The organism is Pseudomonas sp. Leaf58, from assembly GCF_003627215.1.
GTDB lineage: Bacteria > Pseudomonadota > Gammaproteobacteria > Pseudomonadales > Pseudomonadaceae > Aquipseudomonas.
On sequence record NZ_CP032677.1, the window covers coordinates 2,151,032 to 2,171,817 of the forward strand.

Consider the following 20,786-nt stretch of genomic DNA (forward strand, 5'->3'; position numbering starts at 1 on the left):
TGGTTATTCATAGGCGGTGGCGCCAGCCAGGTGACGGCCGGCGATGTAGCCGAACGTGGTGGCCGGGCCCAGGTTGATACCGCCAGCGGGGTAATGCCCACCCATGATGCTGGCCATGTCGGCGCCGGCTGAATAAAGGCCCGCGATCGGCTGCCCCTCAGTGTTGAGGACTTGCGCGTGGGCATTGGTCTTGAGGCCGGCAAAGGTGCCGAAGCAGCCTGCTTCAACCTTCACCGCATAGAAAGGGCCTTGCTCGATCGGCGCGACGCAGGGATTGGGCCCGTGCTGCGCATCACCTTGTTTACGGTTGTAGGGCGTGCTGCCGCGGCCAAACTGTGGGTCTTCGCCGTTGCGGGCGTGGCGGTTGTATTCGGCAAGGGTGTGGCGCAGGCCGCTCGGGTCGATACCACACGCGTTGGCCAAGGCTTCGACGGTGTCGCCCGTCTTCAGATAGCCCGAGCGAATGAACGGCTCGACTGGCAGCGGGAAGGGGCGTGAGATACCCAGGCCGTAGCGCCGCTGGAATGCGTGCGTGCAAATCAACCAGGACGCGACCTCGGTGCCGGGCGCAGTCGCGACCATCGCGGCCACATAGTCGTAGTAACCATTGGCTTCATTGACGAAGCGCTGGCCGTTCGCGAGCACGCCAATGATGCCTGGCTTAGCGCGTTCGATGATGTGTGGGAAGTGGCCGACGCTGCCGTCCTTGTAAGGCACCCGCGACACCGGCGCCCACGCCGCTGGGCAGGCGAGGTCCGCGGCAAACTGGCCCCCGACGCTCTCGCCCAGGCGCAAACCGTCACCATTGACCCCCAGCGGCGGCAAGGCCAGGTGCTCATGACCGGTTGGCGTGCGCGGGAACAGTGCCTTGCGCCGTTCGATGTCATTGGCAAAGCCACCCGCTGCCAGCACCACGCCCTTGCGTGCGCGAATGGCGATGCGACCTTTTGCGGTTTCAACCACGGCCCCGGTGACGCGGCCATGTTCATGCAAAAGCGCGGTGGCTGGCGCCGACTCCCAGAGCTGAACGCCTAGCGCTTCAGCCGACTTGGCCAGGCGGGCGATCAACGCGACGCCGTTCACCAGGTGCATGGAGCGCCCGTTGAGCGCCAGGTCGATCAGGTGTTTGCCGAAGCGTTTGCTCACGTGCAGCAGCGCACGCCAGGAGCGGGTCAGGGTGAGGAAAGCGGTGAGGTCCTTGCCGGCCATGATGGGCATGCCCAGGAACGAGGTTTCGCGCATGGTTGTGCGCAGCCGCTTGAGCAGCTTGCCAACCTCATAGGCGTTGTACGGTGCGGCAATCACCGAACGGCCGCCGGTGCCGGCGCCAGGGGTGTCGCCGTGAATGTCGGCAATGGCATTGCCGTCGGCAAATTGCAGCGTGGTATGGCGCTCGAAAAACGAGACCATGTTGGGCGCCGCTTCGAGAAAGGCATCGATCATCGCCGGGTCGAAGTGTTCGCCCAGTTCGTGCTCGAGGTAGGTGCGCGGCAGCGCGCGGTCTTCGATGATCCCGGCACGCTGCGCCAAGGGGTTGCAGGGCACCCACATCCAGCCACCCGACCAGGCGGTGGCGCCGCCGAACACCTCGTCCTTTTCCACCACGATGACACGCTGGCCGTGCCAGGCGGCGGTCACGGCTGCGCTGAGCCCGGCCGCGCCGGAGCCAATGACCAGGACATCGCAGTCCAGCGTGGTGTGCAGGGAAGTGTCGGCAAGCATTCAGCAGTCTCCGGGTGCGGTGTGTTTGAACGGGTAGCGGTGATTTACAGCGGCTCGATGATTGCTTTGGCGGCGGCCAAGGCCTGTCGCGCCCAGGCTTCCACCCCCAGTTGCGCAACCCTGTGGTCATGCGGGATCTCGACGCTGACCGGGACTGCGGCCGGGAGGCTACGCCAGATCCTGGCCAGGTCGATGTCACCTTCGCCCGGCAGTAACCGCTCGCAACGCGCTGCGTGAATCAGGCCGTCACGGGTGTTCGGCCGCAGCGCCGGGCCATCGCATATCTGCGCGTAGTGCAGCCACTGCGCGGGGATGCGTTGCAGGTCCTGGAAGCGGCTGTCGGAACGCTCGAAATGCAGGGCGTCGACGAGAATGCCGGCGTTGGCGCGGTCGGCCTGCTCAACGACGTTCAGTGCACTGGCCAGGTCGTTGACAGCCGTCCACGGCATGAACTCCAGGTCTGCCGTCAGGCCGAAGGGCTGCATGGCGTCACATAGTTGCGCGTAGTGTTCGATCAGCCGGTTGGGTTCGGGGTCGTCGCCGGCCACCAGTACGGCCTTGGCGCCGAGCTGCGCGCCAACGTCGAAAAAGGGCAGGTAACGCTGCACATCGAATTGCCCATCGAGCCGGATCAACTCCAGATCGAACACCTTCACGCCGGTGTCATTCATCCGCGCCAGGGTTTCGCGCAGCATGGGTTTGTCGTCCATCAAGGAATAGGCGACAGCCCCAGGCGCCACCGGCAGCAAGCGCACGCCAGCCTGGTCATAACCGGTGCGGGCAGCCAGTTCGATCATTTGCGGAGGGCTTAAGGCGAGCGCGGTCAGTTGGGCAATGGAATAGCTGGCTTGCATGGCATGTCTCCGTAGAGCGGTTGGCTTCAGTTGGCTGCAGTGGCGATTGCCGACGCGTTGCGCTTGCGGCTTTTCACCCACAGTGCGGTTACCCCGAGCAAGGACGGGATGGCGAGGAACAGGAAGACCTGGCTGAAATTCCATTGCGCGGCCAGCATCAGCGCACCGATCCCGGCGCCGCTGATAGCGCCCAGCCGGCCAATGCCGGTGGCCCAGCACACGCCGGTGGCGCGGATTTGGGTGGGGTAGAAGGCGGCGGCCAGCGCATAGCCGCCGACGTTTACGCCGTTAAGGAAGTAACCCAACAGCAGGATCAACGGGCAGAGTACCTGCATGGTCGGCTGCTGCAGGGCGATGAGCACTGCGCAGGCCCCGCCACAGAACACCGTGGCGCCGACCACCTTGTGGTGTTCCCAGCGGTCCATCTTCATGCCGACGGTGAAGTTGCCCAGCATGCCGCCGATTTGCAGCAACGAGCCCAGCAGCGCTGCCTCACCCATGCTCAAGCCGGCATCGCGGCTGAGCAGCGGCAGCCAGCTCGACAGCAGGTACATGGTCAGCAGGCCCATGAACAGGGTGACCCAGATCATGCAGGTGCCCAGGCTGAAACCGGGCGCGAACAAGGCGCTGACCTTGCCTGTGGCCTTGATCGCCGTTTCGCTGCTATGGAAATGTGTCTGGGCGTTGGCCAGGCCAGGGGCAACCTTGTTGATTTCCTTGATCAGGCGGTCCTTCAAGGCGCTGTTCTGGGCCAGGAAGCGGATGGACTCCGGGAGGCTCAAAACCAGCAGCAAGGCGAAAGCGATTGGCAGCACGCCGCCGGCCACCAACACCGACCGCCAGCCGAAGTGTTCGATCAACCACTCACTGCCCAGGCCACCCAGTGCGGCGCCAAAGGCGAAGCCGCAGTAAATGAACGAGACCATGTGAGAGCGATAGCGTTTGGGGGCGAATTCGGAAATCAGGGTCGCCGTGTTAGGCATCGATGCCCCCAAGCCGACCCCCGTCAGAAAACGCAGGATCGTTAGGCTGGTGATCCCGGTCGACCAGGCTGAAGCCAGGCTCCAGAAACCGAACAGCAGCACCGAGCCGATGATGACCGGCCTGCGGCCGAATCGGTCGGCCAATGGCCCGGCAGTCAACGAACCGAATGCCAGCCCGAGCAGGCCACTCATCATTACCGGGCCAAGGTCATGGCGCAGCACGCCCCAGTCATCGACCAGCGCGGGTGCAATGAAGCCAATCGCGGTGGTATCGAACCCGTCAAACACCAGCACCATGAAACCGAGGAACAACACCAGCCACTGCCTGGCGCTCATCTTTCGAGCATCCATGAAGGTGCTCACGTCAACATTGGGAGAGTGCGACATGGGTAACTCCTGCTTTTTGTTTTTATAAAAATGCCTTTCCCGGCCTGGCCATGCGCGGGTGGCAGCACGGCATCACAGGGATTGCGGAGCCGATATTATCAGAATTGGAAATTCATTCCACAAATAAAATACGTTCCATATTGTTTTTCGCGCGCCAGCGATCCGCGGCTTGGCAAGGGCCCGCAGCTGCTAGGTTGTTAGGGGAGGGCGGCCAGGTCAGAACGCCTGGCCGCGTTCAAGCGGGGAGCCGATCAGTCAGTGGGTTCGCTGATGCGGGAGGTCATCATCGACAGCTTGGGGAGGCTGTCCAGGTTGATCGCCGTGATCTCGTGGGCGGCTTCCAGCAATGCCGCCTTCAGCGTCTGCATGCGCTCGGCAGACAGGCGAACGCTGGGGCCAGCAATGCTGATCACACCGACGACTTGCTGCTGGGAATCGCGGATTGCAGCGGCCATCGACGCGGCGCCAACTTCAAAACTTTCGTCGACACTGGCGTAGCCTTGTTCACGGGCGATCTTCAAATTGTCGAGCAGCTGTTCGATGGTGGTGGCCGCATTGGGGCCGTATTCGCCCGGTTTTGCCAGACCTTGGCGGTACACCAGCTCCAGTGCGCGTTCGTTGCTCAGGCAGCTCAACCAGGCCAGGCCCGATGCTGTGCAGCAGAGCTTGGCCTCGGCACCTGCATCGGGGTCATAACGCAGGCCGGAGCGGCTGCCTTGGGCCTTGGAGATCCAAATCAGGCTATCGCCATCGACGATGCTCAAGCGCACAAGCTCGCCGGACGCTTGGGCCAGGCGTTCGAGTATCGGCCGTGCGAGGTCGACCATGTCGCTCTGGGACAGATGCTTCAGCGCTAGCGAGACCACCTTGAGGGCAAGCACGTAATGACCGTGCTGATGCTCTTGGCGCACGAAACCCTGTTCGACCAGGCAATTGAGCATGCGGTGGGTCGCGCTCGGCGGGATGTCCAAGGCTTCAGCAACTTGTTGAAGGGCCAGCCCGGTGCTTTTACCGGCGAGCAGCTCGATGGCGTGCAGGCCACGTTCAAGCGCATTGCTCATGTTTTTTCCTTAGGTTTGCGAGAGATGAGCCGTCTAAAAAAGTGCAGTGGAATAGTATTCCACCTACTAAACGGCTGCAAATGGAGGGGCCCTGGTGGTTTGGCCCGCGTTCTCAGATCCTGAAAAATGTCCTGTAGCAGCCTAATTGTTCACTGAGCATGTGGCTACCAGGGTGCACAGAATGCCCTGCTGCTTTCGCAGCGCGTAACAGGCGAGTGTCGACGGGTTGCATGATGATGTCTGCGACCAGGGCCCCCGCAGCCAGCGCGGCAAGGTCTACCGGAAGTGGATCCTCCTCGGCGAGACCTAACGGTGTTGCGTTGATAACGATATCGGCTAACCCAAGGTGTTGTGGCTGGGCAAGCTCGCAGCGGCTTGGCCAATGTTGGTTCAGCCTGGCGAGTAGTGATTGGGCTTTCACGGTGTCCGGTTCTTGTAGATACAAGACGTCTACCTCTGCCTGCAGCAAGGCCACAGCAATCGAACTACCTGCACCACCACCTCCGGCCAGTACCACCCGTTTCCCAGCCAGTTTGTACCCTTTGCGCTGCAGGCCCAGCGCAAACCCTACGCCATCGAAGTTGTCAGCTTCCCACACGCCTTGTTCGTTGCGGCGCATTGCATTGGTGCTGCCAGAGACCTGAACAGCAAGGCTGAGCTTATCTGCAAAGTCACGAGCAGCGAACTTGTGCGGAATGGTGATCAGCATTCCCGAAAAATTCTCCATCGCTTGAAGGCCGCGTATAACCGTCGCGAGCTGCTCAGGCCTGGCATGCACCGCAATCATCACGGCATCCACGGCTTCATCAGCAAACACCTTGTTGAGTAGCTCGGGAGCCTTCACTTGCTTCACCGGGTCACCGATGACCGCAAAAATCCGGGTGTTGCCAGTAGGGCTGGGTATTAACAGCTGAGACATCGTTCTCTCTCCTTCGGTATCCCACGGCGCTGAGGCCAATCGGTTGCGTTAAAAACCTACCATATCGTAAAAGGAATATAATTCCATTTTAAAAATATATTCTGAAATAAAGCGATTTCGCCGGTAGCCGGCAGGAGGGCCTGCTAGACGATAGCCCTCTGTCCCCAGCAAACCCCTCAGGCATGTATCAGTGAGAGTTCGCTGATGATGCAGATCGAACCATCGTCGGCGGCTGTCGCGTCGGTGTAGTCAACCTGGTTGTATACCCCGCCGTGGAACTCGAACACGCGCGAAGCCCAGGTGCTGTCGAACTGCAGGTTGCCAGAGCCGCCGGTCACCCCGTTGCAGCTGGCCGTTACGGTAACCAGGCCCTGGGCCGTGGCGTGAATGCTCACGTTGAACTTCGCCCCCAGGGGTACCCCCTTCAGTACCGTCGAGTTCACTGGGTCGGCTTGGTTGTAGCTGCGGCGAAAACCCAGGGTGATGTCGCCCTTCTTCCAGAACACCTTCACCGGCGGGCTATCGTCGCCGCGCACGTGCATCTGCGCGATCACCACCTTCTGCGCGCTGTTGACCTTGGTCAGGGTCATTTCCTGGCGATTCCAATGGTTCAGGGCGCTGCCCAGTGCCCAGTATTGCGGTTCTGACCACTCGCAGCGGGTCCTGCGGGTGCTTTTGCTCGAAGCGCCTTTGGTCGGGGCGCAGAGCTGTACCGAACCGTCACCGAGCACCGCCACGTAGCTGGGGTAGCGGGCGATCGCTTCGGCACCGGTGAGTTCTGTCGCTACGAGGTTGGTCGAGGACACGGCTACTGGAACGGCAAGGGTCAGGTTGCGGATATCTACGCTCATGGCGAACTCCTGAGTAAAAAACGGTGTGCGGCGGAAGGCCTTAGCGGCAGCGCAGTGGCCGCTGCCGGGGGAAAATTAGCCTTGCGCTAAATCCTAGTCAATAGCTTATGGCTAAATATATTTCGCCGGGCGACAAATTACCTGCTGGCGAAAATTTTCCGCGGTCAGGGCTTTACGCTGGATTTGGCAGTGGGATAAGCTTTTGCAGAGCACTGTACGAATATACAGCTATCAGGATGGAAATATGTCTAAGCACATGAAGTCGACCCCCCAGCAGCGTCAGGAGATGACTGCAGTAGAGCGTCTGAGCTTGCGGGTGTCATCGATGATCAATCACCCGCTGGCGCAAACACAGCGCTGGGTGACGGTCCATCGCCTGGATGCCGACGGTGATAGGGAATGGGAGGAGGTGATCGGGTTGCTCGCCGAAACGCCCGAGTTGCAACTCGCCTTCAACGACGACGAAAGTGTAACGGTGCGCTGGGCGCGCTGCGCCGTGGAACAGCGCGACGACTTCATCGCCGAGCAGCGCAGCGAGCAGCAGGACGAGGAGGTGGCACCTTTCTGAAGGTCAAAAAAAGCCCGCTGGCCTGGCGGGCTTCGTTCTACACAAGGTGCGCATTCCATACCAGCAGCACCCTGGCCTGGATGTAGGTCTCTTCCCGGCGAATCATGCGGTCCTTGTGCCGCGAATTGTCAGAAATCATCTCGAAATGGTCTTCGTCAGCGATCTGCAAGCGCTTGATGTAAATGTGGTCCCCCCAGGAGAAGAAGTAGATCCCATCGCCGACGAATTCGCGGATGCTGACGTCCACGATCAATGGGTCGCGGTGCTTGATGGTCGGCTCCATCGATTGGCCCCAGCCGGTCACCATCTTCAGGTGATGGTGCTCGCTGAACTCCACCCCCAGTTCGCGCAGGTGGCTGGGGCTGACGCGAACGTCTTGGAACATCTCTGGGTAATCGTGGGGGATCTGCCCGCCGCCCATGGCCGCCCTGACGTCGTAATGGGCGATCCACACTTCGTCACCCACCAGGCCCGGGCGCGTGAAGTCAGCCTTCACCAGCGCAGCATCTACCGGCTCCTCGGCGGCAGCCAGCAGCCGTTGCCGGGTTTGTTCGGAAAGGCCTCTGCCGCTTCTGGCGAGCATCTGCTTTACCAGGTCAGCCGCCGAAAGCTTGCTGTCGCCAAGCTCGACCGGCGGCGACTGGTCGCCCACCGCCAAGGCGTCGAACCACCCGCGCGGCAAGCCTTCGATACCCTCGATCCGGCGGGCCACGTCATCGCCCAGGTTCTTCGCCGTCTTGTCGGAGAGGATTTGGCTCAGGTGCGCAGGCGCCATTCCCCAGCGCTCTGCGCAGGATCCCTTTCTCTGGCTGCCGATCAACTTGACCAGGTTGTGCTTGCGAATTTCGTAGATGTCCATAGGGCGAAGCATGCCAGTGTTTAGCTTGCTGCTAAATGCGCGCAGAGCTAAATTGATTCTTGTGATGTAATTAGCTGTAGGCTAAATTAAGCTGGCAAATAAGAAAAGCCACCAAGACATTTTTCCTTGGGGCAAATGGCAACCCCCTACGTATTGAGGTTTACATGGATCCGACTGACCTCGGCCCGGGTACCGTCACTTGGCTGGGCGGTACCGGCACTGTGGTGCTAGGTGCATTTCTGTGGCTGCGCAAGTGGTTGTCCAAGGATGCGGCCGACCGCGCGATGGACACTGCAGACATTGCTGTTGTGCGCCGCCTGACCGAACTGCTTGATATCGAGCGCAACGCCCGTAAAGAGGCGGAAGCCAAAGCTGAACAATTGGCCAAGGAGCGCAATGAGCTGGTGCTAACCGTAGGGCGGCTGCAAGGCAGGGTCGTAGCGCTGACGGGGCAACTGGCCCGTACCCCGCAACGCTAAGGCAAGCCTGTAGGCGCGGGCTTACCCGCGAAGAGGCCGGTACACACGGCCCACAAAAAAAAGCCCGCCAGGTCGGCGGGCCATAAGGGCGTAGGGAGCAACGCACAACAAATTCGGGTCAGGCCAGCAAAGTGGCCGGTTGCAACTGTTCGACCAATGCCTGCGCGGAAGCACGGCTTGGCATGGGGCCGCTGACGGTTTCGCCGTTGCGCATCAGGTACCAGCAGGCCAGCAGGCCCTGCTCACGCAATGAAGGGGGAACAGCGCTACCGACAACGGACATGATCTGGATAGTGGCCATGGGGACCTCCTGTAAACATGGCGCTACCTTACCCAGCGGCCTGAACGGTTTGAAATCAACTTCCTCGATAGTGATCATTACTTCCATCAACGATCACCTGCGGGGGCTGTAATTCACCGGCCGCGGGCCATGACAGGCGACGCCAGTGCGTGCCGCTGTTACCCTGCACAAACGTTTCAGTCATGACTAGGGGCAGGTAATGTCGACAATTCCCAGCAGAGACACCGTGCTGTGCATCTCCCTTGCCGGCCGACCCGGCACCTTCGGTGTGCGTTTTCACAACCACCTGTACCAGCAACTGGGTTTGGACTTCTACTACAAGGCCATGCGCACCGATGACCTGCCGGCTGCAGTGGCGGGCATCCGCGCCTTGGGTATCCGCGGTTGCGGCGTGTCGATGCCGTACAAGGAAGCCTGCATGGCCCTGGTTGACGAGATCGACCCGTCGGCGGCGGCCATCGAGTCGGTCAATACCTTGGTCAATACCAATGGCCACCTGAAGGCCTACAACACCGATTACCTGGCCGTGCGCCAATTGCTGGCGCAGCACCAGGTCGACCCGGCCACGGCGTTTGCCCTGCGTGGTAGTGGCGGCATGGCCAAGGCCGTGGCCTGTGCCTTGCGCGATGCTGGTTTCGCCGAAGGCATCATCGTCGCACGCAATGAGCAAGCAGGGCGGCAGTTGGCGGATGTGTGCGGCTATCGCTGGGTGCCCGAGCTGGGCGACCGATGCCCACCCATGCTGGTCAACGTGACGCCAATTGGCATGGCCGGTGGGCAGGAGGCTGAGCAGCTGGCGTTCTCCGAGAACGCCATCGCGGCGGCGGAGCGGGTATTCGATGTGGTGGCGATGCCGGCACTGACCCCCTTGATCCGCCGCGCGCAGGCGTTGGGCAAGCCGGTGATCACCGGGCTGGAGGTGATTGCCCTGCAGGCGCTGGAGCAGTTCGTGCTGTACACCGGGGTGCGACCGACGCGGGCGCAAGTAGAGGCGGCGGTGGCCTACGCCCGGGATATTTGATTACGCCCTGTGCCGACCTCTTCGCGGGCTTGCCCGCTCCCACAGGCAATGCAGAGATTTCAGATTCCGCCCTGGGGGAGCGGGCAAGCCCGCGAAGAGGCCGGTACAGGCAAGCGCAGGATCAAAACACCTTGTGCCCTGCATCCAGCTGCTGATCGACCAGCGCCCGGCCATGGGCGAGCGACACATGTTGCGCATTCTCAAGGTCGGAGAAGAACTTCATCGGCATCGACATGCGCTTGCTGGTGTGCCCATCGGGGCCGGTGATCAAGCAACCGGCGGCGTACGGCAGGGGGGAGTCGGGGTGGGGCATCACGCTGGCGGTGATGGTGTGCTCGCGGTATTCACAGTGAAGAGATTGCATCGTCCTTACCTCGCTGTGGCGTGTGAAGCAGTTACCTTCATATACCACAGCAAGGGGCCGGGAGTTCCCGGCCCGACAAGCGAGCCGCGATGAACGCTTAGCCCTTGAGCTCGGTTGGCTGGATGACTTCGACCCAGTAGCCGTCCGGGTCCTTGACGAAGGCCAGGTGGTTCATGCGCCCGTCTTGCAGGCGCTTCTGGAACGGCACGTCCAGCGCCTCGAAGCGCGCGCAAGCGGCGCGTACGTCCGGTACCGAGATGCAGATGTGGCCAAAGCCGCGCGGGTCGGTGTTGCCGTTGTGGTAGGCGAACTCGGCATCGTGTTCGGTGCCGTGGTTGTGGGTCAGCTCCAGGACGCCAGGGATCGATTTCATCCACTGGTGGCGTTCGGTGTCATCGGCAGGGATCTGCGCCGGGTCAACCAGCGCCAGGAAGTACAGGCTGAAGGCAGCTTCAGGGAAGTCGCGCTTGTCTACCAGGCGAAAGCCCAGTACCCGGGTGTAGAAGTCCAAGGACTTGTCGATGTCCTTGACCCGCAGCATGGTGTGGTTGAAGACAAACTGGGCGGTGGCAGCATCCGGTTGGGCGGTGACGCCCGGCAGGGTTTGCAGATCGTGCAGGCTCATGGGAACTCCTGAGGCAAGGCCGGGCGCAGGGCACCGGCAAAACAGACAGGCTGGCCATGATACGGCAGTGCGCTGGAATTAGAGGCCCGCATGTGCGGGCGCGTGATGGGGTCGCTAGTCCTTTAGCTGTTTCGATACTGAGCCAGCCTTTGTGAAAAAAGTGTGAAGCAGGCGTGGACGTTTCATCAGCGTACCCAGCTTTCTACCGTGGCGGCTCCGTACTGTTCTTTCCAGGCCTTGAGGCCGCGGTGGTTGCCGCCTTTGGTCTCGATCCGCTCGCCGGTGTTCGGGTTTGTGTAAACCTTTACCACGCGTGGGCGGCGTTGTTGCTTGGGCGCTGCACTGAGGGGCCTGGCCACGGCTTTTGGGTCGAGGATGGCGATGATATCGCGCAGGCTCTTGTCATAGCTTTTCATCAGGCCGACTAGTTTCTGCTCGAATTCGATTTCGCGTTTGAGGCCGGCATCCTTTTTCAACGCTTCCAGTTGCGCCATCTGTTCCTGGAGCGCTTTTTCGGCAGCACGAAACTCTGCAAGTCTGGACACTGTAATCACTCCTGTACGTCGGTCGTGGCGGGGCGTGACGAACATTGAAGAAGAATAAAAACGCCAGCCACGCGGGTGGGTTACGCTGTTCGCTGATATCGAGTGTAGTCATTCACGGGAACTGGGTAAACTGCTAACTTTTTGTAAGTAAGCCGGGAACTTTCCTAGTTTTGTGTGCGGTAAGTTTCCGGTTTTTTCGCGACTGCTTGGTGGTGCGCTTAGACCATGGTCCAATGGCCCGTGCCAGAGCCTTTGCGCGATCATTTCAGATGATGGCCGGCTAATGTTCGGCCCCCTCGTAGTACCGTGGCCAGCCCGTGCCACAGGTTGTTTACTCGCCTTAATTGTGGATGCTCCCTCGCATGTTTGCCCCTTTCCCCCGCGCCCCCGGGCGTCGTGTTGCCGGCTTGTTCCTGTTGTGTGCCGGCGTCAATGCCCAGGCCGCCGGTTTTCTTGAAGACAGCAGTGCCAAGGTTGAAGCACGTAATGTCTACTTCAACCGGGACTTTCGTGACGGCCACAGCAGTTCCAGCCAGGGTGCGTCCAAGCGCGAAGAATGGGCACAAGGTTTCATCCTCAATGTACAGTCGGGTTATACCCAGGGGCCGCTTGGTTTCGGCGTAGATGCGCTGGGCATGTTCGGTTTCAAACTTGACTCCAGCCCGGCAGACAGTAACAGCGGCTTGCTGCCGTCTTCCGGCCACGACCCACGGCACTCGGCCGACCAGTACGCGAAGATGGGCCTGGCGGCCAAGGTCAAGGTTTCCAGTACCGTGCTCAAGTACGGCTCGATGATGCCGGACATGCCATTGCTCAAGTACAACGATGGTCGCCTGTTGCCGACCATGTTCCATGGCGCCATGCTTACCTCCGAAGAACTACGCGACCTGAAGTTCACCCTGGCACGCCTGGACAAATACACCGCGCGGGACTCCACCGACCGCCAGGATATTCGCGTGCACTGCAAGAACAAGCGTTATGCCTGTGACATCGAAGCCGACCACTTCGACCTGGCCGGTGTCGATTACCGTTTCAACGAGCGGTTCAGTGCCCAGTACCAAGTCGCCAAACTGGAGAACATCTATCGCCAGCACTTCCTCGGCCTGGTGGCCAGCCAGCCGTTAGCGGTAGGCAGCCTGTCAGCCGACCTGCGCCTGATCAAGAGCGATGACATCGGCAATGCCCGCGCCGGCGCAATTGACCATCGTGCATTCAGCGGCATGCTTGGCTACAGCCTGGGTGGCCACAAGATCAGTGCCGGCTGGCAGCGTATGTATGGCGACAGTGCCATGCCTTACCTGGATGGCAGCAACCCGTACCTGGTCAACTACGCCCAGGTCAACGACTTTGCCGCCGCCCAGGAGCGTTCCTGGCAGGTGCGTTATGACTACGACTTCAAGGCGCTGGGTGTGCCAGGCCTGACCTTCTTCACCCGATACATCAACGGCGACAATATCAAGGTGCCGGGTAGCACCGCCGAAGGCAAAGAATGGGAACGCGACACCGAGTTGAAGTACCAGGTGCAAAGTGGCACGTTCAAGGATGTCAGTGTGCGCCTGCGTAATTCCACGTACCGCAGCAACTATGAAAAGTGGGCGCGGGACATGGACGAGACACGGGTCATTGTCAGCTACAACTTCTCCATTTTCTAAGCGGTCACTTTGCCAACGACCGGCAGGCACCTGACAATGGCTGCGAACTCCGGCAAAGGGCAGGGCAATGAAAAACCTGTTGTTGATCGGCATCGGCCCGGGTGACCCACGCCAGGTTACCTATGAGGCGGTCGATGCGTTGCGCCAGGCCAGCGTGTTCTTCGTGCTCGACAAAGGCCGCGACAAGGCCGCGCTGGTGCACCTGCGTAAAGCCATTCTCGAACGCTACCGGCCCGACGGTGGCTATCGCCTGGTGCAGGTGGCAGACCCGGTACGCGACGGCCAGGCGGATGATTACCTGGGCGCAGTGCAGGGCTGGCACCGGCAGCGGGCGGCGCTGTACGCGCCATTGATCGAGCAGGAGATCGGCGCCGGTGAGACCGGCGCGTTTCTGCTATGGGGCGACCCCAGCCTGTACGACAGCACCTTGCGCATCCTCGACCTGGTCCGTGAGCGTGGGGTGGCTTTGCGCCTGCAGGTTGTCCCCGGTATCAGCAGCGTGCAGGCCTTGGCGGCGCGTCACCAGGTGCCGCTTAACCGTATCGGCGAGCCGCTGACCGTGCTCCCGGGGCGACGCCTGGCTGCGCAGGGCCGTATCGACAATGTGGTGGTAATGCTTGACGGGCTGTGCGCGTTTGCCCAGCTCGATGACCCGGCGTTGATGATCTATTGGGGCGCGTACCTGGGGACTGAGGATGAGCTGTTGATTGCCGGGCCATTGCAGGTGGTGAGGGCGCAAATCCTGGAGGTGCGCGAGCGGGCGAGGGCGCGCAAGGGGTGGATCATGGACACCTATCTGTTGCGCAGAGAGCTGTGAGGTGGGTGGCCTGTACCGGCCTATTTGCGGGTAAACCCGCTGCCACAGGGGCCCTGCAACATCAATGAGTTATGTGCTGCGCAGGCGGCACCGCCTCAAGGGTTACCCAGTATGGCCCCTACCTTCTCCCGCAATTGGTCAATGCTGAACGGCTTGCCGATCAGGTGCATGCCCTCGGGCACACTGACACTTTCGGCATAGCCACTGGCGAACAGCACCGGCAACAGCGGCCGTAGTTCGCGCGCTTTGGCCGCCAATACTTCGCCGCGCATATCCGGCAGCCCCACATCGGTCATCATCAGCGCCAAGGGCTGGGTCGCATCCTCAAGAACGCGCAGCGCTGCGCCGGCGTCTTGCGCTTCAATGACTGTGTAGCCTAACTCGTCGAGCACTTCGACCATCAGCATGCGTACGATGTCGTCGTCTTCGACTACCAGAAGGTGCATGGTTCGGATCCTGTGCAAATGAATGTCTTGTATCTGTACGCCAGGCGGCAGCAGAAGTTCCCGAGGATACCGGGCCCGGCGATCAGATGGAACGATTGAGGTACACCGCCTTCAAATAGCGGCTAAATGCCCTGCCAGACCTGGCAAAGCTGGTTAGACTCGCTTAACAGGACGACGCGGTGGCAAATAATGACAACTGCTGATTTGCCACACTTTCAATGGACTTTTTTTGCTCGGGCGTTTTCACATGATTCAAGCAGCCTCGATGGACCAGCGAAGCTTCCGCAAACTATTGGGCCGCAACATTGGCCTGCCCCTGGGGGTTGGGCTGTTGGGCGCCGTAGCCTTCGTCGCGGTGATCAATTACTTGCTCTCGGCCATGCAGTGGGTCGAGCACACCGACCAGGTGATCGGCAATGCCAACGAGACGGTCAAACTCTCGATCGACATGGAAACTGGCATGCGCGGCTTCCTGATCACCGGCGACGAGCGGTTTCTCGACCCCTACGAGGTGGCCAAGCCGCGCATCCTCGGTAGCCTGCAAAGCTTGCGGGGCATGGTCGAGGACAACCCGCAGCAGGTTGAGCGCATCGACCGCTTGATCGCGCTGCAACAGGCCTGGAACACGTTTGGCAGCGAGATGATCGCCCAGCGCCGCAGCGATGGCGACTATCGCGCCTCGATCGGCAATGGCCGGGGCAAGCGCCTGACCGATGAGATCCGCAAGGAGTTCGACGGCCTGATCGGCACCGAGCAACAGCTGCGTATGGCCCGCAATGAACGGGTCAGTAGCGTTACCATCACCATCATGTCGGCGTTCGTGTTGTTCATCGTTGGCCTCAGCGCCATGCTGGCCTACCTGGGGCGGCGTGACTTGTTGGCGCTGTCGGGTAGTTACGATGAAAACCTTCAGGCCCAGCAGCGCGCGGCCGAGCGGCTGGAGCACCAGGCCTGGTTACGCAACGGCCAGACGCAACTGGCCGAACAGGTGCTGGGCCAACTGACCCTGCCCATGCTCGGCGACAACATCCTGCGCTTCTTTGCCGGTTACGTGGGCAGTGTGGTGGGTGCACTGTACGTGCGTGACGAGCACGGCCGCCTGGTGCGCGTGGCCAGCTATGGCCTGGATGCTGAGGAACAGGCCCGCGAGCAGGTGCTGGGCGACCATGTGGGCTTGCTGGCTCAGGCCGTGCGCGAGGCGCGGTTACTGCGCCTGGACGACTTGCCTGAAAGCTACTTCCACCTAAGCTCCGGCTTGGGCCGCGGCCTGCCGCGCAGTGCCATGTTGACACCGGCCAGCCATGACGGGCTGGTTAACGGCGTGCTGGAGCTGGGCTTCCTGCGGCCATTGCAGGCGCGCGACGAGGAACTGCTGCAGCGGCTCAGTGACAACATCGGTATCTCCATCGAAAGCGCTCGCTACCGCCAGCGTCTGCAGGAAGTGCTGGCCGAAACCCAGCAGTTGAATGAAGAGCTGCAAGTGCAGCAAGAAGAGCTTAAAACCGCCAACGAAGAGCTCGAAGAGCAATCGCGCGTGCTCAAGGAGTCCCAGGCCCACCTGGAAACCCAGCAGGCGGAACTGGAGCAGACCAACGAGCAGTTGTCCGAGCGCACCGAGGCGCTTGACCGCAAGAACGACGAACTGATCCAGGCTCAGACAGAGCTGCAAGCGCGTGCCGACGATCTGCAGCGTTCGAGCAAGTACAAGTCGGAGTTCCTCGCCAATATGTCTCACGAGTTGCGCACGCCGCTGAACAGCTCGCTGATCCTGGCCAAGCTGCTGGCGGAGAACGGTGAAGGCAACCTCAGCGACGAGCAGGTCAAGTTCGCCGAATCCATTTACTCGGCCGGCAACGACTTGCTCAACCTGATCAATGACATTCTCGACATCGCCAAGGTGGAGGCCGGCAAGCTCGAAGTGCGCCCCGAAACCACCCAGTTGGAGCGCCTGGTCGAAGGCCTGCGTGGCATGTTCGAGCCGTTGGCCGGGCAAAAGGGCCTGGCCTTCCAGGTGGCTGCCGAAGCGCAGGTGCCGGCCACCCTGTACACCGACCGCCAGCGCCTGGAGCAGATCCTCAAGAACCTGCTGTCCAACGCTATCAAGTTCACCGAGCGCGGCCAGGTCAGCCTGAACATTGGTTACCAGCCCGGCACCGGCATCGTCTTTGCCGTGCGCGACAGCGGCATCGGCATTGCTGCCGACCAGCAGCAGGCGATCTTCGGTGCCTTCCACCAGGTCGATGGCACCAGCAATCGCCGTTATGGCGGCACCGGCCTGGGGTTGTCTATTTCCCGCGACCTGGCACACCTTCTGGGTGGGCAGATCAGCGTTGACAGCAGCCCTGGCCAAGGCAGCGTGTTCAGCTTGATCCTGCCTGAGCGCTATGAGCGTGCAGGGCCGGACATCGAGCCGCTCAGCCTGCGCCCGGCGGTCGATACCCTGCCACCGGCCCCGCAGGTGCCGGTGGCGGCGGCGCCAAAACGCCCGGCCCCGGCATTTGCCGACGACCGCGAGCGCGCGCCGTTCGGCAACCGCTGCATCCTGGTGATCGAGGACGAACCTAACTTCGCCCGCATCCTGTTCGACCTGGCCCATGAACTGGGTTACAGCTGTTTGGTGGCGCAAGGTGCCGACGAGGGCTTCGAGCTGGCCGCCCAGTACATCCCCGATGCCATCCTGCTCGACATGCGCCTGCCTGACCATTCCGGCCTGACGGTACTGCAGCGCCTGAAGGAGCAGGCCAGCACCCGGCACATCCCGGTGCACATCATTTCCGTAGAAGACCGGGTCGAGGCTGCCATGCACATGGGCGCTGTCGGCTATGCGGTCAAGCCCACCAGCCGCGAAGAACTGAAGGGCGTGTTCGCCCGCCTGGAAGCCAAGCTGACGCAGAAGCTCAAGCACATCCTGCTGGTGGAAGACGACGACCTGCAGCGCGAAAGCATTGCCCGCCTGATCGGCGACGACGATGTCGAGATCACCGCCGTGGCCATGGCCCAGGACGCCCTGGCCCTGCTGCGTGAGAACATCTACGACTGCATGATCATCGACCTCAAGCTGCCGGACATGCTCGGCAACGAGCTGCTCAAGCGCATGACCGCCGAGGATATTCGCGCCTTCCCGCCGGTGATCGTGTATACCGGGCGCAACCTGACCCGCGAAGAAGAAGCCGACCTGCTCAAGTACTCGCGCTCGATCATCATCAAGGGCGCGCGCTCGCCAGAGCGCCTGCTTGACGAAGTGACGCTGTTCTTGCACAAGGTCGAGTCACAGCTGTCCCATGAGCGCCAGCGCATGCTCAAGACCGCGCGCAGCCGCGACAAAGTGTTCGAGGGCCGCAAGGTACTGTTGGTGGACGACGATGTGCGCAACATCTTCGCCCTGACCAGCGCACTGGAGCACAAGGGCGCGATCGTCGAGATCGGCCGCAACGGCCGCGAGGCCATCGAGCGCCTGGAGCAGCATGACGACATCGACCTGGTGCTGATGGACGTGATGATGCCGGAAATGGACGGCTTCGAGGCCACCCGGCTGATCCGCCAGCAACCGCGCTGGCGCAAGCTGCCGATCATCGCTGTGACCGCCAAGGCGATGAAGGATGACCAGCAGCGTTGCTTGCAGGCCGGCGCCAATGATTACCTGGCCAAACCGATCGACCTGGACCGCTTGTTCTCGCTGATCCGTGTGTGGCTGCCGCAACTGGAGCGAATTTGACTAGCGAACGTAACACCGACATCGAAATCCGCTTGCTGATCGAGGCCATCTACCTCAAGTACAGCTACGATTTCCGCAACTATTCCGGCGCGTCGATCAAGCGCCGGATCCTGCATGCGCTGCGCCAGTTCGACTGCCTGACGGTGTCGGCACTGCAGGAGCGCGTGCTGCACGACCCGGGCATGTTCATGCAGTTGCTGCAATACCTGACGATCCCGGTCAGTGAGATGTTCCGCGACCCAGGGCACTACCTGGCGCTGCGCAACGAGGTGGTGCCGCTGCTGCGCACCTGGCCGTCGATCAAGGTGTGGATTGCCGGCTGCAGCACGGGCGAGGAGGTGTATTCGATGGCTATCCTGCTGCGCGAGGAGGGCCTGCTGGAGCGCACCATCATTTACGCCACCGACATCAACCCGCACTCGCTGGACAAGGCCAAGCAGGGTATCTATTCGACGCAGAGCATGCGCGAATACGCCGAGAACTACCGCCTAGCCGGCGGGCGCCGGGACTTTTCCGAGTACTACACGGCGGCCTATGGCAACGCCATCATGGACAGCACCCTGCGCGACAACGTGACCTTCGCCGACCACAGCCTGGCCACCGACAGCGTGTTTTCCGAAACCCAGCTGGTGTCGTGCCGCAACGTGCTCATCTACTTCAACAAGGCCCTGCAGGACCGTGCTCTGGGCCTGTTCCATGAGTCGCTGTGCCACCGCGGCTTCCTGGTGCTGGGGAGCAAGGAGTCGGTGGATTTTTCCGCCTACAGCGGGCGTTTCGAGCCGCTGGTCAAGCCCGAACGGATCTACCGCAAATCATGAACGGCGTGCGCGCGGTGGTGATCGGCGCCTCGGCGGGCGGGGTGACAGCGTTGTTCACGGTGCTGGGCGCCTTGCCGGCCAACTTCGCCATCCCGGTGGTCTGTGTGCTGCACTTGCCGGATGGCCGCCACAGCCAACTGGCCGAAGTGCTGCAGCGGCGCCTGCATCGGCCAGTGTGCGAGGCGTGCGACAAGCAACCGCTGGGCGCGGGGCACATTTACGTGGCGGGCCCGGGTTACCACCTGTCGGTGGAACGCGATTTCACCCTGTCGCTCAGCCAGGAGCCGCCGGTGCATTTTTCCCGGCCGGCGATCGATTACCTGTTCATGTCGGCTGCCGACGCCTACGGTACCGGCCTGCTTGGCGTGCTGCTCACCGGTGCCAATGAAGACGGAGCCCAAGGGCTTGCCTATATCAAGAACAGCGGCGGCCGGACCATCGTCCAGGACCCTCGCGACGCACAGGTGGCGCTGATGCCGGAGGCCGCCCTGGCCCTGCACCAGCCCGACCATATTCTTACTCTGAGTGGCATCGAGCAGTTGCTCGCCGCCCTGGAACCCAGCGCATGCTAAGCCACACCATCGCCAAACTGCTGATCGTCGATGATCTGCCGGAAAACCTGCTGGCCCTCGACGCCCTGATCCAGGGTGACGACCGCGAGGTACACCAGGCCCAGTCGGCCGAGGCGGCGTTGTCGCTGTTGCTCGAGCACGAATTTGCCCTGGCTATCCTCGACGTGCAGATGCCGGGCATGAACGGTTTCGAGTTGGCCGAGCTGATGCGCGGCACGGAGAAGACCCGCAACATCCCCATCGTCTTCGTCACCGCCGCCGGGCGCGAAATGAACTACGCCTTCAAAGGGTATGAGAGCGGTGCGGTGGACTTCCTGTACAAGCCGCTCGACACCCTGGCGGTGAAGAGCAAGGTGTCGGTGTTCGTTGACCTGTACCGCCAGCGCAAAGTGCTCGACCGCCAGTTGCAGGCGTTGGAGCGCAGCCGGCAGGAGCAGGAGGCGTTGCTGGCCCAGTTGCAAGCGGCGCGTGCAGACCTGGAGCATGCGGTGCGCATGCGCGATGACTTCATGTCGATCGTTTCGCACGAGGTGCGCACCCCGCTCAATGGCCTGATCCTGGAAACCCAACTGCGCAAACTGCACCTGGCGCGCGGTAACCTCGCCGCCTTCAGCGGCGATAAGCTGCAGGCCATGGTCGAGCGCGACGAGCGGCAGATCAACAGCCTGATCCACCTGGTCGAAGACATGCTCGATGTGTCGCGCATCCGTACCGGCAAGTTGTCGCTGCGGCCCAAGGCATTTGACCTGAGCCAGCTGGTGCGTGGCCTGGTGGAGAACTTCGCCGCCCAGGCGAAAGCGCTGGAAACCCATATCGAATTGCAGCGCTGTGAGCCACTGCAGGGTGAGTGGGATGAATTCCGCATTGAGCAAGTGCTGGCCAACCTGTTGTCCAATGCCCTGCGCTATGGTGAGCGCAAACCGGTGCAGGTACGGGTGTTCGAGCAGGCGGGCCTGGCATGCGTGCAGGTGCAGGACCAGGGTATTGGCATTAGCGTGGCCAACCAGCAGCGTATCTTCCAGCAGTTCGAGCGGGTCGCCGCCCAGCAGGCCAGTGGCGGTTTGGGCCTGGGGCTGTACATATCGGAGCAGATCGTCCAGGCCCATGGCGGGCGCATACTGGTCGAGAGTGAGGAGGGCAAGGGCGCCACCTTCACGTTGCAATTGCCACTGGCAACCTACGAACAACAAAACGACCAGGCGCGAGCAACCTCTGTTTGAGCCTGGG

At 61.6% G+C, this 20,786-nt stretch carries 21 protein-coding genes; 9 read left to right on the top strand and 12 right to left on the bottom strand.

Going from position 1 to position 20,786, the window contains the following annotated elements:
* Positions 1–3: 3 nt before the first annotated feature.
* The 6 genes from DV532_RS10125 to DV532_RS10150 form a co-directional block, all read right to left on the bottom strand.
* Positions 4–1,722: an FAD-dependent oxidoreductase gene (locus DV532_RS10125; RefSeq protein WP_056800687.1), complete on the bottom strand. Its 1,719-nt coding sequence runs from the start codon at positions 1,720–1,722 to the stop codon at positions 4–6.
* Between the two features lie 44 nt (positions 1,723–1,766).
* Complete coding sequence (locus tag DV532_RS10130; protein WP_056800689.1) at positions 1,767–2,576, bottom strand: sugar phosphate isomerase/epimerase; 810 nt, start codon at positions 2,574–2,576, stop codon at positions 1,767–1,769.
* A 26-nt stretch (positions 2,577–2,602) separates the two neighbouring features.
* Complete coding sequence (locus DV532_RS10135; RefSeq protein WP_056800691.1) at positions 2,603–3,946, bottom strand: aromatic acid/H+ symport family MFS transporter; 1,344 nt, start codon at positions 3,944–3,946, stop codon at positions 2,603–2,605.
* A 251-nt stretch (positions 3,947–4,197) separates the two neighbouring features.
* Positions 4,198–5,007 carry an IclR family transcriptional regulator gene (locus tag DV532_RS10140; RefSeq protein WP_056800693.1) on the bottom strand — a complete coding sequence of 270 codons (810 nt, stop codon included), beginning with the start codon at positions 5,005–5,007 and terminating at the stop codon, positions 4,198–4,200.
* A 112-nt stretch (positions 5,008–5,119) separates the two neighbouring features.
* Entirely contained in the window at positions 5,120–5,926 is an 807-nt protein-coding gene (locus tag DV532_RS10145; protein ID WP_056800695.1) for a shikimate dehydrogenase, read from the bottom strand.
* Between the two features lie 176 nt (positions 5,927–6,102).
* Complete coding sequence (locus tag DV532_RS10150) at positions 6,103–6,777, bottom strand: polysaccharide lyase family 7 protein (RefSeq protein ID WP_056800697.1); 675 nt, start codon at positions 6,775–6,777, stop codon at positions 6,103–6,105.
* A gap of 244 nt (positions 6,778–7,021) precedes the next feature.
* Here DV532_RS10150 and DV532_RS10155 point away from each other — a divergent pair, with 244 nt between their 5' ends.
* Positions 7,022–7,345, top strand: a complete 324-nt coding sequence (locus DV532_RS10155) for a DUF1654 domain-containing protein (protein WP_056800701.1) — start codon at positions 7,022–7,024, stop codon at positions 7,343–7,345.
* A gap of 37 nt (positions 7,346–7,382) precedes the next feature.
* Here the strand turns inward: DV532_RS10155 and DV532_RS10160 are convergent, their stop codons facing one another.
* The gene (locus DV532_RS10160; RefSeq protein ID WP_056800704.1) at positions 7,383–8,204 is read right to left on the bottom strand and encodes a S24 family peptidase; all 822 of its coding nucleotides are present in this window, start codon (positions 8,202–8,204) and stop codon (positions 7,383–7,385) included.
* A gap of 164 nt (positions 8,205–8,368) precedes the next feature.
* On the opposite strand from DV532_RS10160, the gene DV532_RS10165 reads away from it, so the two are divergent.
* Entirely contained in the window at positions 8,369–8,683 is a 315-nt protein-coding gene (locus DV532_RS10165) for a hypothetical protein (protein WP_056800706.1), read from the top strand.
* 118 nt (positions 8,684–8,801) lie between these two features.
* On the opposite strand, the gene DV532_RS10170 is transcribed toward DV532_RS10165, so the two are convergent.
* Entirely contained in the window at positions 8,802–8,984 is a 183-nt protein-coding gene (locus DV532_RS10170; RefSeq protein ID WP_056801527.1) for a hypothetical protein, read from the bottom strand.
* Between the two features lie 199 nt (positions 8,985–9,183).
* On the opposite strand from DV532_RS10170, the gene DV532_RS10175 reads away from it, so the two are divergent.
* Entirely contained in the window at positions 9,184–10,005 is an 822-nt protein-coding gene (locus tag DV532_RS10175; protein WP_056800708.1) for a shikimate 5-dehydrogenase, read from the top strand.
* A gap of 121 nt (positions 10,006–10,126) precedes the next feature.
* Here DV532_RS10175 and DV532_RS10180 read toward each other — a convergent pair whose 3' ends face one another.
* From DV532_RS10180 to DV532_RS10190, 3 genes are all read right to left on the bottom strand, one after another.
* Positions 10,127–10,369, bottom strand: coding sequence for a hypothetical protein (locus tag DV532_RS10180; RefSeq protein ID WP_056800710.1), 243 nt, complete (start codon positions 10,367–10,369; stop codon positions 10,127–10,129).
* A gap of 97 nt (positions 10,370–10,466) precedes the next feature.
* Positions 10,467–10,994, bottom strand: a complete 528-nt coding sequence (gloA, locus tag DV532_RS10185) for a lactoylglutathione lyase (RefSeq protein ID WP_056800712.1) — start codon at positions 10,992–10,994, stop codon at positions 10,467–10,469.
* 185 nt (positions 10,995–11,179) lie between these two features.
* Complete coding sequence (locus DV532_RS10190) at positions 11,180–11,539, bottom strand: histone-like nucleoid-structuring protein, MvaT/MvaU family (RefSeq protein ID WP_056800714.1); 360 nt, start codon at positions 11,537–11,539, stop codon at positions 11,180–11,182.
* 362 nt (positions 11,540–11,901) lie between these two features.
* Between DV532_RS10190 and DV532_RS10195 the strand changes: the two genes are divergently transcribed.
* A complete protein-coding gene (locus DV532_RS10195; RefSeq protein WP_056800716.1) occupies positions 11,902–13,191 on the top strand; it encodes an OprD family porin in 1,290 nt (429 codons plus the stop codon).
* 67 nt (positions 13,192–13,258) lie between these two features.
* Positions 13,259–14,008 (top strand): precorrin-6A synthase (deacetylating), encoded by a 750-nt coding sequence (gene cobF / locus DV532_RS10200; RefSeq protein ID WP_056800717.1) that lies wholly within the window; start codon positions 13,259–13,261, stop codon positions 14,006–14,008.
* Between the two features lie 95 nt (positions 14,009–14,103).
* Here the strand turns inward: cobF and DV532_RS10205 are convergent, their stop codons facing one another.
* Positions 14,104–14,454: a response regulator gene (locus DV532_RS10205; protein WP_056800719.1), complete on the bottom strand. Its 351-nt coding sequence runs from the start codon at positions 14,452–14,454 to the stop codon at positions 14,104–14,106.
* Positions 14,455–14,701: 247 nt separating this feature from the next.
* Here DV532_RS10205 and DV532_RS10210 point away from each other — a divergent pair, with 247 nt between their 5' ends.
* From DV532_RS10210 to DV532_RS10225, 4 genes are read left to right on the top strand one after another with little or no spacing between them, the layout of a single operon-like run.
* On the top strand, positions 14,702–18,169 hold the full coding sequence (locus tag DV532_RS10210) for a response regulator (protein WP_056800721.1): 3,468 nt from the start codon (positions 14,702–14,704) through the stop codon (positions 18,167–18,169).
* Positions 18,166–18,987: a protein-glutamate O-methyltransferase CheR gene (locus DV532_RS10215; protein ID WP_056800723.1), complete on the top strand. Its 822-nt coding sequence runs from the start codon at positions 18,166–18,168 to the stop codon at positions 18,985–18,987. The genes DV532_RS10210 and DV532_RS10215 overlap by 4 nt, the downstream gene beginning before the upstream one ends.
* Entirely contained in the window at positions 18,984–19,559 is a 576-nt protein-coding gene (locus DV532_RS10220) for a chemotaxis protein CheB (RefSeq protein WP_056800725.1), read from the top strand. The genes DV532_RS10215 and DV532_RS10220 overlap by 4 nt, the downstream gene beginning before the upstream one ends.
* On the top strand, positions 19,553–20,779 hold the full coding sequence (locus DV532_RS10225; RefSeq protein WP_056800727.1) for a hybrid sensor histidine kinase/response regulator: 1,227 nt from the start codon (positions 19,553–19,555) through the stop codon (positions 20,777–20,779). The genes DV532_RS10220 and DV532_RS10225 overlap by 7 nt, the downstream gene beginning before the upstream one ends.
* Positions 20,780–20,786 lie beyond the last annotated feature (7 nt).

Excerpts from the sequence above, each read along its gene's own strand:
- DV532_RS10205 (WP_056800719.1), bottom strand. The coding sequence starts at position 14,454 with ATGCACCTTCTGGTAGTCGAAGACGACGACATCGTACGCATGCTGATG.
- DV532_RS10135 (WP_056800691.1), bottom strand. The coding sequence starts at position 3,946 with ATGTCGCACTCTCCCAATGTTGACGTGAGCACCTTCATGGATGCTCGA.
- DV532_RS10225 (WP_056800727.1), top strand. The coding sequence starts at position 19,553 with ATGCTAAGCCACACCATCGCCAAACTGCTGATCGTCGATGATCTGCCG.
- DV532_RS10140 (WP_056800693.1), bottom strand. The coding sequence starts at position 5,007 with ATGAGCAATGCGCTTGAACGTGGCCTGCACGCCATCGAGCTGCTCGCC.
- DV532_RS10195 (WP_056800716.1), top strand. The coding sequence starts at position 11,902 with ATGTTTGCCCCTTTCCCCCGCGCCCCCGGGCGTCGTGTTGCCGGCTTG.
- gloA (WP_056800712.1), bottom strand. The coding sequence starts at position 10,994 with ATGAGCCTGCACGATCTGCAAACCCTGCCGGGCGTCACCGCCCAACCG.
- DV532_RS10145 (WP_056800695.1), bottom strand. The coding sequence starts at position 5,926 with ATGTCTCAGCTGTTAATACCCAGCCCTACTGGCAACACCCGGATTTTT.
- cobF (WP_056800717.1), top strand. The coding sequence starts at position 13,259 with ATGAAAAACCTGTTGTTGATCGGCATCGGCCCGGGTGACCCACGCCAG.
- DV532_RS10130 (WP_056800689.1), bottom strand. The coding sequence starts at position 2,576 with ATGCAAGCCAGCTATTCCATTGCCCAACTGACCGCGCTCGCCTTAAGC.
- DV532_RS10180 (WP_056800710.1), bottom strand. The coding sequence starts at position 10,369 with ATGCAATCTCTTCACTGTGAATACCGCGAGCACACCATCACCGCCAGC.
- DV532_RS10160 (WP_056800704.1), bottom strand. The coding sequence starts at position 8,204 with ATGGACATCTACGAAATTCGCAAGCACAACCTGGTCAAGTTGATCGGC.
- DV532_RS10165 (WP_056800706.1), top strand. The coding sequence starts at position 8,369 with ATGGATCCGACTGACCTCGGCCCGGGTACCGTCACTTGGCTGGGCGGT.
- DV532_RS10155 (WP_056800701.1), top strand. The coding sequence starts at position 7,022 with ATGTCTAAGCACATGAAGTCGACCCCCCAGCAGCGTCAGGAGATGACT.
- DV532_RS10170 (WP_056801527.1), bottom strand. The coding sequence starts at position 8,984 with ATGGCCACTATCCAGATCATGTCCGTTGTCGGTAGCGCTGTTCCCCCT.
- DV532_RS10220 (WP_056800725.1), top strand. The coding sequence starts at position 18,984 with ATGAACGGCGTGCGCGCGGTGGTGATCGGCGCCTCGGCGGGCGGGGTG.
- DV532_RS10175 (WP_056800708.1), top strand. The coding sequence starts at position 9,184 with ATGTCGACAATTCCCAGCAGAGACACCGTGCTGTGCATCTCCCTTGCC.
- DV532_RS10210 (WP_056800721.1), top strand. The coding sequence starts at position 14,702 with ATGATTCAAGCAGCCTCGATGGACCAGCGAAGCTTCCGCAAACTATTG.
- DV532_RS10125 (WP_056800687.1), bottom strand. The coding sequence starts at position 1,722 with ATGCTTGCCGACACTTCCCTGCACACCACGCTGGACTGCGATGTCCTG.
- DV532_RS10150 (WP_056800697.1), bottom strand. The coding sequence starts at position 6,777 with ATGAGCGTAGATATCCGCAACCTGACCCTTGCCGTTCCAGTAGCCGTG.